Raw genomic sequence first — 17,840 nt, forward strand, 5'->3', positions numbered from 1 at the left:
GACGAAGGTCTTGTTCGACCATAATTCACGTGCTTGCAGTCCACCGTGTCACGGACGCAGCGCTGCTGTCGTTGCTCGCACCGGTGCGGGCAGCTCGGTCCCGCCCTGCAGATAGGCGTCGACGGTCGCCGCTGTCGCACGACCTTCGGCGATCGCCCAGACGATGAGCGACTGTCCTCGTCCAGCATCTCCTGCGACGAACACTCCGGGGAGCTCCGACGAGAAGTCGTCCTCGCGCGCGATGAGGCCACGCTCGGTGAGCGTCACGCCCGTCTGGTCGACGATCGACGTCGTCTCCGGGCCGGTGAAGCCCATCGCGACGAGGACGAGGTCCGCAGGGATGACCCGCTCGCTCCCGGCCTGCGGCACACGCCGCCCGTCCGGGAGGTACTCGGTCGTCGCGACCGTGAGCGAGCGAACGTTGCCGTGCTCGTCTCCGAGGAACTCCACGGTCGAGGCGAGGTAGTCGCGCTCGCCGCCCTCCGCGTGGGAGCTCGACACCTCGAACAGCAGCGGATCGGTCGGCCACGGCTGACCGGCAGGCCGCTCGAGCGGTGGCTTCTTGCCGATCGCGAGCGTGGTCACGGAGGCTGCCTGCTGGCGCAGAGACGTCCCGATGCAGTCGGAGCCGGTGTCGCCTCCACCGATGACGATGACGTGCTTTCCTGTCGCCAGGATCTGGTTCTCGACCTCTTTCCCTGCCACGACGGCGTTCGCCTGGTGGAGGAAGTCCATCGCGAAGTGGACGCCCGCGAGGTCGGTCCCCGGGATCGGCAGGCTGCGTGGAATGGTCGCGCCCGTCGCGACGACGACCGCGTCGAAGCGTGCCCGCAGCTCGTCCCACGTGATGTCGACGCCGATCTCCATGCCGGCCCGGAAGCGGGTGCCCTCGGCGACCATCTGCGCGAGGCGCCGCTCGACATGAAGCTTCTCGAGCTTGAAGTCCGGGATCCCGTACCGCAAGAGCCCACCGATGGCGTCGTCTCGCTCGTACACGGCCACGGTGTGACCGGCACGCGTGAGCTGCTGCGCCGCAGCGAGCCCGGCCGGACCGGACCCGACGACGGCGACCGTCTTGCCGGTGAGCCGCTGCGGGACCTGTGGCGTGACGTACCCACGAGCGAACGCCTCGTCGATGATCGAGACCTCGACGTTCTTGATCGTCACCGGCGGCTGGTTGATCCCCAGCACACAGCTCGACTCGCACGGCGCCGGGCACACGCGGCCGGTGAACTCCGGGAAGTTGTTCGTCGCGTGCAGCCGCTCGATAGCAGCCTCCCACTGGTCCCGGCGGACGAGGTCGTTCCAGTCCGGTATGAGGTTGCCGAGAGGGCAGCCCTGGTGGCAGAAGGGGATGCCGCAGTCCATGCAGCGCCCGGCCTGAACCTGCACGAACGCCGAGTCCTGCGCACGATGCTCGTGCACCTCCCGCCAGTCCATGAGGCGAACAGGGACAGGGCGGTAGGCCGGGAGCTCGCGCTCCCGGACCTTCAAGAATCCGCGCGGGTCAGCCACGGGCCACCTCCAAGATCTCCGCCCACGCACCCGGCGAGGACAGGTCCGTGCCCTGTGCCTCAGCCGTAGCCAGGGCTGCACGGACGCGTGCGTACTGAGCAGGCAGGATCCGGGTGAATCGTGCCAGTGCTGCGGGGAGGTCAGCCAGGAGCTGAGCCGCCACCGGCGAGTCTGTCTCCGCGTGGTGACGGCGGACGAGCGCCGTGACGATCTCCGCGTCCCCGTCGTCGAGCGGTGTCAGGAGCAGCTCGCCGGTCGTTGCCGCCGCGACGTTGAGCGCCTCGAGCCGGAGGTCGAGCACGTACGCCGTTCCTCCCGACATCCCGGCGCCGAAGTTCCGGCCCGTCCCGCCGAGGACGAGGACCGTTCCACCGGTCATGTACTCGCAGCCGTGGTCCCCCACTCCTTCGACGACGAGGGTGGCACCGGAGTTGCGCACACCGAAACGCTCGCCGACCTGACCGCTGAGGAAGATCTCCCCGGACGTCGCGCCATAGCCGATGACGTTGCCGGCAATGACGTTCGCCGAACCGGTGAGCACGGCGGCCTTGTCGGGGCGGACGACGATCCGTCCCCCGGACAGCCCCTTGCCGACGTAGTCGTTCGCGTCGCCGAAGAGCCGCAGCGTGATCCCGCGCGGGAGAAAGGCACCGAGCGACTGGCCGGCGGAACCCGTGAGCGTCACGTCGATCGTGTCGTCAGGAAGTCCCGCACCGGCATACCGCTTGGTGACCTCGTGGCCGAGCATCGTGCCGACCGTGCGGTTGACGTTGCGCACAGGCATCGACAGCTGCACCGGCGACCCGTTCTCCAGCGCGTCGCTCGCAAGGGCGATGAGCTGGTTGTCGAGCGCCTTGTCGAGCCCGTGATCCTGCGTCGTCGTGTTGCGCAACGAGGAGCCTTCAACCGGCTGCGGCACAGCGAGCACCGGACCGAGGTCTAGGCCTTGTGCCTTCCAGTGGTCGATCGCCCGCCGCGTGGAGAGCGCCTCGACGTGCCCGACCGCCTCTTCCAGGGTGCGGAAGCCGAGGGCCGCGAGGTGCTCACGGACCTCTTCGGCGATGAACTCGAAGAAGTTCACGACGAACTCGGGCTTGCCGGTGAACCGCGCGCGGAGCTCCGGGTTCTGCGTCGCGACGCCCACCGGGCACGTGTCGAGGTGGCACACGCGCATCATGATGCAGCCGGAGACGACCATCGGCGCGGTCGCGAACCCGAACTCCTCGGCACCGAGCAGCGCACCGACGACGACGTCGCGGCCGGTCTTCATCTGCCCGTCGACCTGGACGACGATGCGGTCGCGCAGGTTGTTGAGCACGAGAGTCTGCTGGGTCTCGGCGAGGCCGATCTCCCAGGGCGTTCCCGCATGCTTGAGCGACGTGAGCGGGCTCGCGCCCGTCCCGCCGTCGTGCCCAGAGATGAGGACGACGTCGGCGTGCGCCTTAGACACACCCGTCGCGACCGTCCCGACGCCGAACTCCGAGACGAGCTTCACGTGGACGCGAGCGACCGGGTTGGCGTTCTTCACGTCGTGGATGAGCTGAGCAAGGTCTTCGATCGAGTAGATGTCGTGGTGCGGCGGTGGCGAGATGAGACCTACACCAGGTGTGGAGTGCCTCGTCTTGGCCACCCACGGGTACACCTTCGGGCCGGGCAGCTGGCCGCCCTCACCAGGCTTGGCACCTTGCGCGAGCTTGATCTGGATGTCGTCCGCGTTCGTGAGGTACTCGGACGTGACGCCGAAGCGCCCAGACGCGACCTGCTTGACCTTGCTGCGTCGCTCCGGGTCGTGGAGACGGTCGGAGTCTTCGCCGCCCTCTCCGGTGTTCGACCGTCCGCCGAGGCGGTTCATCGCGATCGCGAGCGTCTCGTGGGCTTCCGCAGAGATCGAGCCGTAGGACATCGCACCGGTGTTGAACCGCTTGACGATCTCAGAGACCGGTTCGACCTCGTCGAGCGGGACCGGCTGGCGGTCGGGCGAGAACTCGAGGAGCCCACGCAGCGTCATGAGCCGCTCGGACTGGTTGTCCACACGCTCGGTGTACTGCCGGAACACGTCGAACTGACGGGTGCGCGTCGAGTGCTGGAGACGGAACACCGTCTCGGGGTCGAAGAGGTGCTCTTCGCCGTCACGACGCCACTGGTACTCACCACCCACGGCGAGCCGCTGGTGTGCCTGGAAGTTGCCCGATGCCGGGTAGGCCTCTGCGTGACGCGCAGCGACCTCCGCGGCGATGACGTCCAGCCCAATGCCGCCGAGGCGGCTCGTGGTCCCGGTGAAGTAGTCGCCGATGAGCTCGTGCGAGAGGCCGATCGCCTCGAACACCTGAGCTCCACGGTAGGAGGACATCGTCGAGATGCCCATCTTGCTCATGACCTTGAGGACGCCCTTGCCGAGCGCCTTGATGAGGTTGGCGACAGCCTCGTCCGGTTCGACAGCGAGAGAGCCCGACGTCGCGAGGTCCTCCACCGTCTCCATCGCGAGGTACGGGTTGACCGCGGCCGCGCCGTACCCGATGAGGAGCGCGACATGGTGCACCTCGCGCACGTCCCCGGCCTCGACGATGAGCGAGACCTGGGTCCGGGTGTGCTTGCGCAGCAGGTGGTGGTGGACAGCGCTGAGCAGGAGCAGCGACGGGATAGGGGCGAGCTCCTGGTAGGAGTCACGGTCGGAGAGCACGACGAAGCTCATCCCGTCGGCGACCGCCTCGTCGACCTCGTCGAAGATCTCGTCGAGGCGCGCGCGCAGGCTCGCTCCCCCGCCGCCGACCCGGTAGAGGCCGCGGATGGTGATCGCCTTGAAGACGCCACCGAGCTTCGGCGCCTTGTGCACGTTGATGATCTTCGCCAGCTCGTCGTTGTTGATGACGGGGAAGTCGAGGATGAGCTTGCGTGCGTGCAGCGGTGTGTCGGAGAGGAGGTTCGGCTCCGGGCCGATCGCTCCGCCGATCGCCGTGACGAGCTCCTCGCGGATCGCGTCGAGCGGCGGGTTCGTCACCTGGGCGAACATCTGCGTGAAGTAGTCGAAGAGGAGCCGCGGGCGCGCCGAGAGCACAGCGACGGGAGTGTCGGTCCCCATCGCGCCGAGCGGCTCGCCGCCGGTGTCGGCCATCGGCGTAAGAAGGATCTTCAGTTCTTCTTCGGTGTAGCCGAAGGCACGCTGGCGACGCTGCACCGACGCGGGGCTGTGCACCACGTGCTCACGGTCGGGAAGCTCCGTGAGGCGTACCGAGTTCTCCTCGACCCACTGCTCGTAGGGGCGCTGGGCCGCGAGCTGCGCCTTGACCTCGTCGTCAGAGACGATCCGGCCACGGGCTGTGTCGACGAGGAACATCCGGCCAGGCTCGAGCCGACCCTTCTGGACGATCGTGGCCGGGTCGAGGTCGAGCACACCGGCTTCGCTCGCGAGCACGACGAGCCCGTCTTGCGTCACCCAGTACCGTCCCGGCCGCAGTCCGTTGCGGTCGAGCACGGCACCGATGAGGGTGCCGTCGGTGAAGTTCAGGCACGCAGGTCCGTCCCACGCTTCCATGAGGTTCGCGTGGTACTTGTAGAACGCACGACGCTCTGGCGTCATCTCGGCGTGGTTCTCCCACGCCTCAGGGACCATCATGAGGACGGCGTGCGGCAGCGACCGTCCGCCGAGGTGGAGCAGCTCGAGCACCTCGTCGAAGGTGGCGGAGTCGCTCGCACCGTCGCTGCACACCGGCATGAGGCCGGAGATGTCACCGAGGTTGTCGCTCTGCAGCTTGCCCTGACGGGCTGCCATCCAGTTACGGTTCCCGCGCACGGTGTTGATCTCGCCGTTGTGCGCGATGAGCCGGAACGGCTGCGCGAGCGGCCAGGACGGGAACGTGTTCGTCGAGAAGCGCGAGTGGACGAGAGCGAGCTCGCTCGCGTACCGCGGGTCGGACAGGTCGGGGAAGAACGGCTCGAGCTGAGCCGTCGTGAGCATGCCCTTGTACGTGATGGTGCGCGCCGACAACGACGCGAAGAAGAGGCCGAGCTCGTTCTCGGCACGCTTGCGCAACCGGAACGTACGCCGGTCGAGGTCGATCCCGGAGAGCTCGCGTGCAGGGTCCGCGACGACGAGCTGACGGAACGTCGGCATCGACGCACGCGCGCTCGGTCCGACGAGGTCGACCGTGACGGGGACGTCGCGCCAGGCGAGCACGTCGAGCTTCTCCTCGGCGGCGATGGCTTCGACAGCACGCGCGACCTCGTCGGCCTCGGCCGGGTCTTGTGGCAGGAACGCCATCCCGATCGCGTAGGAGCCCGACGGCGGCAGGTCTGCAGACACGACGTCGCGGACGAACGCGTCAGGGATCTGCGTGAGGATGCCTGCACCGTCACCGCTGTTCTCCTCCGCGCCGACCGCACCGCGGTGGTCGAGGTTGAGCAGCGCGGTGAGCCCGGCGTCGACGATGTCGCGTCCGGGCGTCCCACGCAGGGTCGCGACGAAGGCGACCCCGCACGCGTCGTGCTCTGCGCGCGGGTCGTACAGCCCTTGGGCGACCGGCGCTCTCGCGATCGCTGAGCTGGTCGCGCTGTGCTGCGGCGGAGTCATCGGCACCGTCCTCACGGAAAGCCCGGCACAGAACCGGGCTCGACTGAATATCGGGAGTTGTGCGGGACGCCATCGGCCCGGCGAGCAAGACGATACGCTCCGGCAGGAGCCGCGGTATCGCTACAGGTGGTCATGTCACGACGGGTGCGCGTGACGAGCTCACGAGAGTGGGCTGACGAGGTCACTTCGGTTCGGGACCAGGACTGCTGACGTCCGTCACTGTGGACAGAGGTTTGAGCAGAACAGACTCATCACGCCCGGGGTGGCGGCGCCCGATAACAATAGACGCTATCAAGGCGACGACTCCCACGACGATGGATGTCCAGACGTTGAGCCGAAGGCCCAAGACCATCTCTGCTGTGTCGATGCGCAGCATCTCGATCCAGAGACGACCAGCCGTGTAGAACACCACGTACAGCCAGAATACGCGCCCGTGGCCCAGCCGGTAGCGCCTGTCCAGATAGATGAGGAGGAAGGCCGCTGCGGCGTTCCAGAGCAGCTCGTAGAGGAAGGTCGGATGGAAGAGCGTGCCCTGCTCGAATCCGGCAGGCAGGTGCGCCGCATCGATCTCCAGCCCCCATGGCAGCGTCGTCGGACCACCGAAGAGCTCCTGGTTGAACCAGTTCCCGAGCCGACCGATCGCCTGCGCCAGCAGGAGCCCAGGAGCCAACGCGTCGGCGAACGCGCCGAAGCGCACCCCCACGCGACGGCACCCGATGTAGGCACCGACAGCGCCCAGCGCAACAGCACCCCAGATCCCGAGCCCACCTTCCCAGATGGCGAACGCCTTGATCGGGTCGCCTCCCTCGCCAAAATAGGCCTCGGGCGACGAGACGACGTGGTAGAGCCGCCCACCGACGATCCCGAACGGGACCGCCCAGAACGCGATCTCGTAGACCTCGTCAGGATCGCCGCCACGGTCCTTCCAGCGCCGGGCCGTGAGCCACGCTGCCACGAAGATCCCCGCGAGGATCGCGAACGCGTAGGCCCGCAGCGGGAACGGGCCCAGGTGCCAGACGCCCTGGCTCGGACTAGGGATCGATGCGAGCACGCTCGCGGGAACGCCTCCAGCGATCATCCTGGCTGTCCGGTCGAACGCGCGCGGCCCACACCAGCAGCAAGGCCTGCAGCAACCTCTTGCATGGCGGCGAGACGATCGGAGAAGGGCCCGTCGCCGAGCAGCGGACGGACGAACGCGGAGCCGACGATGACGCCGTCGGCATAGCGGCCCACCTCGGCGGCCTGCTCGGGCTGGGAGACCCCGAGGCCGACGCAGACACGCTCGGCCCCAGCGGCCCGGGTGTCGGCGACGAGCTGCTCGGCTCGCAGCCCGACCGTCGCACGCTCACCGGTGACACCCATCGTCGATGCCGCGTACACGAAACCACGAGAAGCGAGCGACGTCGACGCGAGCCGCGCCGGCGACGAGCTCGGCGCGACGAGGAAGACCTTGTCGAGGTCGAAGGCGTCGGCAGCAGCGATCCACTCTCCGGCCTCCTCGGGAACGAGGTCAGGAGTGATGAGTCCTGCACCACCGGCCGCAGCAAGATCGCGAGCGAAAGCGTCCACCCCGTAGCGCAGCACCGGGTTGAAGTACGTCATCGCGAGGATCGGGGCGCCGCGTCCGGCGACAGCCTCCACCAGGCGGAAGACGTCGCGGACCCGTGTCCCTCCAGAGAGCGCGACATCGACGGCTTCCTGGATGGTGGCGCCGTCCATGACCGGGTCGCTGTACGGGATGCCGATCTCGATGATGTCAGCACCGGCGTCGATGAGCCCGAGGACGGCCGCGACCGACTGGTCGAACGTCGGGAAACCGACCGGGAGGTACCCGATGAGCGCTCCGCGTCCGTCGACCTTGAGCCGGTCGATGGTCTGAGCAGTCGCGCTCACAGGTCTCCCCCTTCGGTCAGCTGAGCATCGGCGTCGACGAGCTCGAACCACTTCGCTGCGGTCGCGACGTCTTTGTCCCCGCGTCCAGAGAGGTTGACGAGGATGAGCTCGTCTGTTCGCCCGGCGTCACGTGCCTCGATCCCGAGCTTCATCGCGCCGGCGAGCGCGTGCGCCGACTCGATGGCGGGGATGATGCCTTCCGTCCGGCACAGCAGCCGCAACGCTTCCATCGCCTCGGCGTCCGTGATGGGAAAGTACTGCGCCCGGTGGATGCTCGCCAGGTACGAGTGCTCAGGTCCGACGCCCGGGTAGTCGAGCCCTGCCGAGATGGAGTGGCTCTCTTGCGTCTGCCCGTCCTCGTCCTGCAGGAGGAACGAACGCGCTCCGTGAAGCACGCCGGGCGCTCCCCCGGTGATGCTCGATGCGTGCCGTCCGGTCGAGACCCCGTCGCCACCTGCCTCGAGACCGACGAGCCGGACATCGGCGTCGTCGAGGAACGCGTCGAAGATCCCGATGGCGTTCGATCCGCCGCCGACGCACGCGGCGACGACGTCGGGCAGGCGACCGGTGAGGTCGAGGACCTGCTGGCGGGCCTCGACGCCGATGATGCGTTGGAAGTCGCGCACCATCGTCGGGAACGGGTGCGGGCCAGCGGCGGTACCGAACATGTAGTTCGTCGTCTCGACGTTCGTGACCCAGTCGCGCAGCGCCTCGTTGATCGCGTCCTTGAGCGTCCGCGACCCGGTGGTCACGGGGACGACCTCGGCGCCGAGGAGGCGCATGCGGGCGACGTTGAGCGACTGCCGCTCCGTGTCTTCCTCCCCCATGTACACGACGCAGTCGAGGTCGAAGAGCGCAGCGGCCGTCGCTGTCGCGACGCCGTGCTGGCCGGCGCCCGTCTCGGCGATCACGCGCTTCTTGCCCAGGCGCTTGGTGAGCATCGCTTGTCCGAGGACGTTGTTGATCTTGTGCGACCCCGTGTGGTTGAGGTCTTCGCGCTTGAGGAGGATCCGGGCTCCGCCAGCGTGCTCAGCAAAGCGCGGGACCTCGGTGATGATGCTGGGGCGACCGGTGTACGAGCGGTGCAGCTCGAGGAGCTGAGCAGCGAACGCCGGGTCGGCGACGGCTGCGCGGTACTCCGCGTCGAGCTCGTCGAGCGCGGCGATGAGTGCCTCGGGGACGTACCGGCCGCCGAACTCTCCGAAGTACGGGCCTTGCAGGTTCTGCAGCGATTCAGACAACGGTCTGGTCTCCTTGAGTCCATAGAACGGCCGCACGTCGATCACCGCGACGCACGGAACACCGGGCGTCCGACGCACCGGAGGGGAAGAACGTAGGTGGGAACAGATCGATCGTCGATCAGTGGCGGACCGCGCGCAGCGACGGGTGCGAGCCCGCCGCGACGAGATCCGCGACGGCGGAGCGCGGCGACTCCCCGGTCACCAGCGCCTCTCCGACAAGCACCGCGTGGGCGCCGGACCGTGCGTAGTCCATGACGTCGAGAGGGCCCCGGACCCCGGACTCGGCAATCTTCACCGTCCCTGTCGGGATGGCGGGCGCAAGAGCCGCGAAGGTCGAGCGGTCGACCTCGAGCGTCTTGAGGTTCCGAGCGTTGACACCCATGAGCCGTGCACCGGCGTCCACCGCGCGTGCCACCTCGTCGAGAGTGTGCACCTCGACGAGCGCGGTCATGCCCAACGAGTGGACACGGTCGACCAGCGACTCGAGGACCGTCTGCTCCAGCGCCGCCACGATGAGGAGCACGAGGTCCGCGCCGTAGGCCCGCGCCTCCCACACCTGGTACGGCGAGACGACGAAGTCCTTGCGCAGGATCGGGATGTCCACAGCGGCTCGCACAGCCGTGAGGTCGGCCAGGCTCCCGCCGAAGCGTCGCTGCTCCGTGAGGACCGAGATGACCGACGCCCCGCCCTTCTCGTACTCGCGAGCGAGCGCGGCCGGGTCAGCGATCGGGGCGAGCGCACCCTTGCTCGGGCTGGATCGCTTCACCTCCGCGATGACAGCGACCGCGTCCTCGCCGCTGAGACGGCTCACGCACTCGAGCGCGTTCGCCTGACGAAGAGCCTTCTCCTTGAGCGCTGCGAGCGGCGTCGCCGCCTCGCGCACCGCGAGATCCTCTCGAACACCGCCGATGATGTCATCGAGTACCGTCATGACGCCTCTTTCCCCGAACGCTGTGGTGCTCCGAACCCGAGCCTGCCCCCGAGGCCGGACACCAGGTGTCCGGCCTTCCTCGGGGAACATCTACGAGCCATCGTAGGGCCGCGCTCCGCGTGGTCGGTCCAGCCGTGCTGCCGTGAGACGGGACGGGTGGGCCGGCGAGCGGTGCTCAGTGGGTGTTCGTGTCCGCGGTGCCGAGCGGAGCCTGTCCATAGCCGGCGACGGCCAAGGCCTTCCCGCCGACGAGCCCCACGAGCACGACGGCCGCGCCGACCCAGATCATCCACATCATGGCGATGCACATCGCGACGCCGGCGATGGTCGAGCCGAGGACCACGACGATCGTCGTGAACCACGCGGCCCGGGTGTGCCCGTGGTTCGCGGGTGGTGAGGACGGAGGCAGATAGGAGATCTCTGTCTGCGCGGAGCTGTCAGCCATGGGTGCTGCCTTTCATCAAATGTAGTCCCAGACTACCGAATGCCTCGGAGGTTCCCGACTCAGGTGGGGTCGGTGCCACGGGTCAGTGCGTCCCATGCTTCTTGTTCGTCGTCGGGCGGACCGGCCTGTTTCTGTGGCGAGTCGAACCGCCGAGCCTGCCGGCTCCAGTCCACGGGCGCCACGACCTCCCGCACGACTGCTGCCAGGAGAGCGAGCGCGAGCACCATGGTGAGGTACGGAAAGATCGTGACGTCGACGGTGTCGGGTGGGGCGACGATCCCGGTCGCCTCGGCGACCGCCGTGCGCGCTGCGTCGGCAGGCGAGCGGATCACCGCGAGGGCAGACCCACCCGCGACAAGACCCGCCAGCCAGACGACCGCGAGCGCGAACCATCGGCCGACCCTGCCGACGAGGCCGAGCGCGAGGGCCGCTGCGATCACGACGAGCGCTGCTGCGCTGACACCGGGGGCGGCGCTGGTGCCGGTGACGGTCACGTCGACGCGCTCGGCGAGCGCTGTCGCGCCGGAGGAGCGCAACCAGACCGGGGCGGCGCTCGCGAGGCTCGCTGCACCGAGGACGAGCAGGAGGAGGACCACGCGACGCCGTCCTGGCCGGGCGGGCTGGGCAGGCTGGGCAGGCTCGGCAGGTTCGACGGCGGGCACCTCGGGTGCGGTCATGCTCGCGCCGCCAGCCTGCTCGCGACCTGGACGGCGCGGACCGCTGCTGCGGCCTTGTTCCTGGACTCCGCGTACTCGAGCGCCGGGACGGAGTCGGCGACGATCCCCCCGCCGGCCTGCACGCTCGCGCGTCCTGCCCGGATGAGTGCTGTGCGGATGGCGATCGCCATGTCCATGGTGCCGTCGAACGCGAAGTAGCCGACCGTCCCGCCGTAGATCCCTCGCGACGCGGGCTCGAGCTCGTCGATGAGGGCGATGGCTCGGGGCTTCGGGGCGCCTGACAGCGTTCCTGCGGGGAACGCTGCGCGGAAGACCTCGAGAGCAGTGGCTCTCTCGCGCAGCGCTCCGACGACGGTCGAGGAGATGTGCATGATGTGGCTGAACCGTTTGATCGCCATGAACTCCACCACCTCGACGGTGGCGGGCTCGCAGACCTTGACGAGGTCGTTGCGGGAGAGGTCGACGAGCATGATGTGCTCGGAGAGCTCTTTGGCGTCCGCGAGGAGCTCGATGCCGAGCTCGACGTCTTCGGCGGGCGTGGCACCGCGTGGGCGCGATCCCGCGATGGGGAACGTCACGACACGTCGGTCGGTCACCTTGACGAGGGTCTCAGGGCTGGACCCGACGACGGCGAAGTCCGCACCCGCGGCGTCGACGAGCTGGAAGTAGTACATGTAGGGGCTCGGGTTGATGGTCCGCAAGACCCGGTAGACGTCGAGCGGGGACGCCGTGCACTCGAGGTCGAGCCGTTGCGAGAGGACGACCTGGAAGACCTCGCCGTCGACGATGGCCTTCTTGCCCTGACGGACGGCTTCCTCGAACTCCTCGCGCGTGGAGCGGAACTCGAGCTCGGGCTCGGGGGTGTCGACCAGGACGCGTGGCACGTCGATCCCACCTGTCCCTGCTCCGGCGACGAGGCGAGCCTCCATGTCGTCGAGACGCCGCACGGCGTCGGCGTGCGCCTCGTCCATGCGGTCGACGGTGTCGTCGAAGTTGATCGCGTTGGCGACGAGCCACACGCTGCCGTCCACGTGGTCGACGACGGCGAGGTCGCTCGCGAGGCACAGCGTCATCTCCGGGACGCCGAGCTCGTCGGGCGTCGTGGCGGGCAGGGTGGGCTCCCAGCGTCGCACGACGTCCCAGCCGAGCGCTCCGACGAGCCCTCCGGTGAGCGGCGGGAGCCCGTCGATCGCTTCGGTGTGCAGGACCCGCAGCGTCGCCTCGAGGACCTCGAGGGGGTCGCCCGTGGTCGGGACGCCTGCCGGGACGTCTCCGTGCCAGACCGCCAGGTCACCGTCGACGGTGAGGGTCGCCCGCGAGGCGACACCGATGAATGAGTAGCGGGACCATCCACCGTCGATCTCGGCGGACTCCATGATGAACGTCCCTGGTCTGCTGGCCGCGAGCGTGCGGTAGAGGCCGACAGGAGTGACGTCGTCGGCGAGGAGACGGCGGACGACAGGGACGACGCGGCGCTCGCCGGCCAGCGTCCGGAAGTCCTCGAGGACGGGCCATGTCTCGCCCCAGACCAGCGTGTGCGGGGTCGGGCTGCCTGCACGGGGCAGGTGCTGCGCGGGAGCTGCGGTCACGACTCGTCCTCCGTGTGCTCGTGCGCCTCGGTGGGCGCGCTGTCGATCGTGTCCGTGCCGTCGACGGCGTCGAGGTCGCCTCCTGTGAGGAAGCACGTCCGCTCTCCGGTGTGGCACGCCGCACCGACCTGGTCGACCTCGACGAGCAGCGCGTCGCCGTCGCAGTCGAGAGACACGCGCTTGACCCGCTGGATGTGCCCTGAGGTGTCGCCCTTGCGCCAGTACTCCTGCCGAGAGCGAGAGAAGAACGTCACGCGTCCGGAGGAGAGCGTGCGAGCGAGCGCCTCGTCGTCCATCCAGCCGAGCATGAGGACCTCTCGCGTGTCGTGCTGCTGCACGATCGCGGCGACGAGGCCGGCGGGGTCACGGGTGAGGCGCTCGGCGACGGCGTGGGCGAGAGTGCTCGCCGGCACGGGTCGGGGTTCTGCTGTCCTGGGTGCGGGGGTCGTAGACACCTGTGGATCTTCCCACGTCGGTGGCGGGCGGCCCTAGTCGATTCGCAGCACGGACAGCCGGGCGGCCGTCAGTGCGTCTGGACCACCCACGCCGCGTGCATGCACGCGTACGGCCCGCCTGCCGCGACGAGCTCGCTGTGCGGCCCGACCTCGACGACCAGGCCCGCCTCGACGACGACCACGACGTCGGCGGCCTCCGCGGTGGACAGCCGGTGTGCGATCGTGATCGTGCTGCGGCCCTCGGTGAGCGAGTCCAGCGCGCGGGCGATACGGACCTCGGCTGCCGGGTCGACAGCGGACGTCGCCTCGTCGAGCACGAGGAGGTCGGCACCCGCGAGGTAGGCCCGGGCGATCGCGACGAGCTGTCGCTCACCCGCGGAGAGGGACTCTCCGCGCTGGCCGACCTCGGTGTCGAGACCGCCCGGGAGGTCGGCGAGCCAGTCCCCCAGCCCGAGCGCGCCGACGACGCCCTCGAGGGCCGCAGCCTGACCGTCGTCGCCGCCGCGGTAGCCGTAGGCGATGTTCTCGCCGAGCGTCCCCTCGAACAGGAAGCCCTCCTGCGGAACCATGACGACCCGCTCCCGAAAGGTCTTCTCGGAGATCTCGCGCAGGTCGACGCCGTCGAGCAAGACTCGGCCCCGCGTCGGGTCCATGAGGCGGGTGGCCAGCTTGGCGATGGTCGTCTTACCCGACCCGGTGGCGCCGACGACGGCGACGCGCGTGCGCGCCGGGATGTGCAGGTCGATGCCGTGCACGACCTCGGGCCCGCCCGGGTAGGAAAAGGAGACGTCGCACAGCTCGATCGTCGCAGGGCCTCGCGGGGTGGTGACGCCGTCAGCGCCAGGGTCCGGCACGAGGACGGGCGTCTCGAGGACGGCCAGGACGCGTCGCCACCCGGCGACCGCGTTCTGCAGCTCGTTGAGCACCTCGGTCGCCATCTGCACGGGACCCGTGAAGAGCTGGACGAGGAAGAGGAACGCGAGGAGCTCACCGACGGTGAGCCCGCCACCGACACCGAGGTAGGTCCCCGCGACGACGATGACGCTGAGCACCAGGTTGGCGACGAGCACCCCCGACGAGAACACGACGCTCACGAGCTTCTGAGCGCGGACCGCCGCCGAGCGGTGGTCGTCGATCGCTGCGTCGATACGACGACGCGTGCGCGCTCCCACGCCGTACGCGCGGATGGTCTCGGCTCCCACGACAGCCTCGGAGACCGCTCCGAGCAGCGCGCCGACCCTGGACCTCACGAGCGTGTAGGCCTCGCTGACCTTCTGCTGCGCCGGGCGCAGGACGAAGAAGAGCGGGACGAAGCACACCCACACGAGCACGGCGAGCTGCCACGAGTAGAGGCACATGAGGACGGTCGCGGCCAGCACCTGCAGGACGGAGACGAGGAGCATGATCCCGCCCCACTGGACGAACAGCGAGATCGTGTCGACGTCCGACGTGACCCGCGAGACGAGCGACCCGCGCCGCTCCGTGCCCTGGGAGAGCACCGACAGCGCGTGCACGTGCTTGAACGCCTTGACGCGCAGCGTGGCCAGCCCCGCCTCTGTGCTTCGGAAGAGGCGCACGTTGACGAGCGCGGAGCAGGTCCCCGCGACGAGCAGGACCACCGCGGCAGCCGCCACGAGCACGAGGACCCGACGCTGGTCGACCCCGCCCTCGGCGAGTATCCCGGTGTCGACGGTCTGCTGGACCGCCAACGGCACCACGACGCGCCCAGCTGCCGCAAGGACGGCCAAGACGAGCGTGACGACCACGCCGTCGAGGATCTCGGGAGAGACCTGCAGACCACGGCGCAGCGTCGCGAGGACGCTCGCCTCGCTCGTCGAAGCGATCGAGCCGTGCGCGGTCGAACCGTCAGGGGCCGAGCTGTCTGGGGCCGAGCCGTCTGGGGCCGAGCCGTCTGGGGCCGCGGCCGTCGAGGGCCTGCCCTTCGGGGACCTGTCGCGTGCGGTCGTCATTCCTCGTCCTGTCGTCGTGCTGCCTCACGCTGGTAGGCGAGGGCGAGGTCGCGGTAGCCGGGGTCGCGGACGAGCAGCTCGTCGTGGGTGCCGACGTCGACGACCCTGCCTGCGTCGAGGTGGACGACCGTGTCGGCGAGCGCGACGCTCGACATCCGGTACGCGACCATGACGACCGTCGTCCCGGACGACGCACGCAGGCCTGCGAGGATCGACCTCTCGACCTGCGGGTCGACGGCCGAGGTCGCGTCGTCGAGGACGAGAAGCGCAGGCCTGCGCACGAGCGCTCGGGCGATGGCGACGCGCTGGCGCTGACCGCCCGAGAGGTTCGCGCCGCGCTCGCCGAGCGGGGAACCGAGACCGTCGGGCAGCGCGCGGACCACGTCGTCGACCCGCGCGAGGCGCAGCGCGGCCCAGACCTCGTCGTCGCTCGGGCTCGCGGGGTCGTCGTCGTCCATGAGCGTCACGTTGGCCCGGATCGTGTCCTCGAAGATGAAGGTCGACTGCGCGACGAGCGCGACTGCAGCCGTCAGGCTGCGGGGCGTCAGCGACCGGACGTCGACGCCGTCGAGCAGCACCTGGCCGCTCGTGGGGTCGGAGAGCCTGCTCAGCAGGGAGACGAGCGTCGTCTTGCCCGCGCCTGTCGGGCCGACGACCGCCACGGTCGTGCCCGCAGGGACCGTCAGGGTGACGTCCCGCACGAGGTGCGCCTCGCTGGCTGGCAGACGGACCGTGACCCCGACGTCGACGAGGTCGACCTGCACCCCTCGGACGTCCACGTCGGCGCCAGCGCGCTCGACCGTGCCCTCGACGAGAGCACCTCGAGCGTCGAGGACTTGGCTGATCCGGTCATGACCGACGAGACCGCGGGGCAGCTCACCGAGCACCCAGCCGAAGGCCCGCACGGGCACAGCCATCATCGTCAGCAGATAGGCAGCCGCGACGATGTCTCCGGTGTTCACGTGACCGCCCGCTGCACGCACCGTTCCGACGCCGAGGACGAGGAGCGTGCCGAGGGAGGGCAGGAACTCGATGACGGGGTCGAACGCGGCGCGCACGGTCCCTACCCGGACGTTCGCCGCCCGCAGCGCCTCGGTCCTGTCTGCGAAGCGACGCTCTTCACGCTCTTGGGTCCCGAGCGCCTTGACGAGGAGCCCCGCCTCGAAGCTCTCGTGGGCGACGTCGGCGACCTGCGCGCGCAGCTGCTGCGCGTGGGTGATCGCCGGCGACATGTACCGCTGGAACACGACGTTCACCGCGACGGCGACCGGTAGGACGCTCAAGGCTGCGACCGCGAGCCAGACGTCGATGCTCAGCAGCGCGCCCGCAGCGATGACGATCATCACGCACACACCGAGCGCGTACGGCAGCGGGTTGAAGACGCCGGTCGCAGCCTCGACGTCCGAGCTGACGTTCGACAACAGCTGTCCGGTCGGGTGCGAACGGTGCCACGAGACAGGGAGCTCGAGGTACCTGCCGGTGACCGCCCTGCGGTGACGGGCCTGGAGGTTCGCTACAGCGACGCCGGCGAGCACCCGGCGTGCCGCGACGCTCAGCGCGAGAGACAGCGCAAGGCCGGCGAGCGCCAGCCCACCGAGCCAGATGGCTCCGACGTCGATCGTGCCCGCGAGCGCCGGGAGGACGAGACGGTCGGTGACCTCGCCGAGGATGCTGCTGACCGCGACGGTGAGACCACCGAAGAGCGCCGACGAGAGGATCGCCCAGACGTAGACGCGCCACTCGGTCCGCAGACCACGGGTGACGAGAAGGAACGATCGGCGGGTCCGTGACCCCTGGAGGGCGTGCACACTCACGAAGCCGATGTCCTTTCGATGGGAGGATCGATCGTCTCACAGCCCAGGGCATCGGGCCGTGCCACCATTACGACCATGTCGAACTCGTGGAACGCAACAGAACGTGCTCGCCTGGCGCAGGCGCTCGCGCTCGCCGGCCCTGGCGCACCTACCCTCTGCGAGGGGTGGAGCGCCGCTCACCTCGCCACGCACCTGGTGCTGCGTGAGCACAAGCCGTGGGCGGTGTTCGGCGCACCGTTCGAGCGTGCCGTCGCTGGTGCGACGGAGCGTCCGGCATTCGATGCTCTCGTGACGTCGTTCGCACGGACCCCGGCGGCGTGGAGCCCTGCACGCTGGGCCGGCGAGCAGATGAACCTCCTCGAGTACCACGTGCACCTGCAGGACGTCGTGCGTGCGGGCCCGCAGGACGGCGCTGCGCGGGCGGTGCCTGAGCAGGCTCTCGAGCGTGCACTGTGGGCGCAGCTCCGGTACTTTGCGCGGCTCCTGTACCGGCCTGCTCCGGTCGGTGTGGTCCTCGCGGTCACCGACGGACCGCGCACGGTGGTACGCAAGCCACGGTCCGGAAGCGGGAGCGTCGTCATCTCCGGTCAGGCGAGCGAGCTCGCGCTGCACGCGTTCGGACGTGGCGCTGTGGCCGACGTCACGGTCGAGGGGCTCCCGGAGGACGTCGCTGCGCTCGCCGTACGGTTTCCTGCGCCGGCTCCCCGCGGCTGAGCGACCGAGCCTGAGCAACCGCGTCTGAG

Annotated in this window: 13 protein-coding genes; 1 reads left to right on the forward strand and 12 read right to left on the reverse strand. The window is 69.4% G+C overall.

All coding sequences use genetic code 11. The features are described 5' to 3' along the window. Window positions 1-48: 48 nt before the first annotated feature. The 12 genes from ATL42_RS05740 to ATL42_RS05795 all read right to left on the reverse strand — a co-directional run bounded on the left by ATL42_RS05740 (window position 49) and on the right by ATL42_RS05795 (window position 17,097). A complete protein-coding gene (locus tag ATL42_RS05740; protein ID WP_098454523.1) occupies window positions 49-1,515 on the reverse strand; it encodes a glutamate synthase subunit beta in 1,467 nt (488 codons plus the stop codon). Further along, window positions 1,508-6,082: a glutamate synthase large subunit gene (gene gltB, locus ATL42_RS05745; RefSeq protein ID WP_098454524.1), complete on the reverse strand. Its 4,575-nt coding sequence runs from the start codon at window positions 6,080-6,082 to the stop codon at window positions 1,508-1,510. The genes ATL42_RS05740 and gltB overlap by 8 nt, the downstream gene beginning before the upstream one ends. A gap of 181 nt (window positions 6,083-6,263) precedes the next feature. After that, window positions 6,264-7,160, reverse strand: coding sequence for a prolipoprotein diacylglyceryl transferase (lgt, locus tag ATL42_RS05750; protein ID WP_098454525.1), 897 nt, complete (start codon window positions 7,158-7,160; stop codon window positions 6,264-6,266). Next, a complete protein-coding gene (gene trpA / locus ATL42_RS05755; RefSeq protein WP_098454526.1) occupies window positions 7,157-7,975 on the reverse strand; it encodes a tryptophan synthase subunit alpha in 819 nt (272 codons plus the stop codon). The genes lgt and trpA overlap by 4 nt, the downstream gene beginning before the upstream one ends. Next, on the reverse strand, window positions 7,972-9,216 hold the full coding sequence (gene trpB / locus ATL42_RS05760; protein ID WP_098456371.1) for a tryptophan synthase subunit beta: 1,245 nt from the start codon (window positions 9,214-9,216) through the stop codon (window positions 7,972-7,974). Before trpB ends, trpA begins: the two co-directional genes overlap by 4 nt. A 118-nt stretch (window positions 9,217-9,334) precedes the next feature. Continuing rightward, window positions 9,335-10,147: an indole-3-glycerol phosphate synthase TrpC gene (trpC, locus tag ATL42_RS05765; RefSeq protein ID WP_098454527.1), complete on the reverse strand. Its 813-nt coding sequence runs from the start codon at window positions 10,145-10,147 to the stop codon at window positions 9,335-9,337. A gap of 175 nt (window positions 10,148-10,322) precedes the next feature. Continuing rightward, a complete protein-coding gene (locus tag ATL42_RS05770; RefSeq protein WP_098454528.1) occupies window positions 10,323-10,592 on the reverse strand; it encodes an HGxxPAAW family protein in 270 nt (89 codons plus the stop codon). Between the two features lie 59 nt (window positions 10,593-10,651). Next, window positions 10,652-11,269 carry a Trp biosynthesis-associated membrane protein gene (locus tag ATL42_RS05775; protein WP_098454529.1) on the reverse strand — a complete coding sequence of 206 codons (618 nt, stop codon included), beginning with the start codon at window positions 11,267-11,269 and terminating at the stop codon, window positions 10,652-10,654. After that, window positions 11,266-12,858, reverse strand: coding sequence for an anthranilate synthase component I (locus ATL42_RS05780; RefSeq protein ID WP_425443186.1), 1,593 nt, complete (start codon window positions 12,856-12,858; stop codon window positions 11,266-11,268). The genes ATL42_RS05775 and ATL42_RS05780 overlap by 4 nt, the downstream gene beginning before the upstream one ends. Then, complete coding sequence (hisI, locus tag ATL42_RS05785; protein ID WP_098454530.1) at window positions 12,855-13,271, reverse strand: phosphoribosyl-AMP cyclohydrolase; 417 nt, start codon at window positions 13,269-13,271, stop codon at window positions 12,855-12,857. Before hisI ends, ATL42_RS05780 begins: the two co-directional genes overlap by 4 nt. A gap of 110 nt (window positions 13,272-13,381) precedes the next feature. Next, window positions 13,382-15,283: an ABC transporter ATP-binding protein gene (locus ATL42_RS05790; protein ID WP_098454531.1), complete on the reverse strand. Its 1,902-nt coding sequence runs from the start codon at window positions 15,281-15,283 to the stop codon at window positions 13,382-13,384. Then, window positions 15,280-17,097 carry an ABC transporter ATP-binding protein gene (locus tag ATL42_RS05795; protein WP_098454532.1) on the reverse strand — a complete coding sequence of 606 codons (1,818 nt, stop codon included), beginning with the start codon at window positions 17,095-17,097 and terminating at the stop codon, window positions 15,280-15,282. Before ATL42_RS05795 ends, ATL42_RS05790 begins: the two co-directional genes overlap by 4 nt. A 75-nt stretch (window positions 17,098-17,172) precedes the next feature. Between ATL42_RS05795 and ATL42_RS05800 the strand changes: the two genes are divergently transcribed. After that, entirely contained in the window at window positions 17,173-17,811 is a 639-nt protein-coding gene (locus ATL42_RS05800; RefSeq protein WP_098454533.1) for a TIGR03085 family metal-binding protein, read from the forward strand. Window positions 17,812-17,840 lie beyond the last annotated feature (29 nt).

Origin of the sequence: Sanguibacter antarcticus (assembly GCF_002564005.1) — a bacterium.
Classification (GTDB): Bacteria; Actinomycetota; Actinomycetes; order Actinomycetales; family Cellulomonadaceae; genus Sanguibacter; species Sanguibacter antarcticus.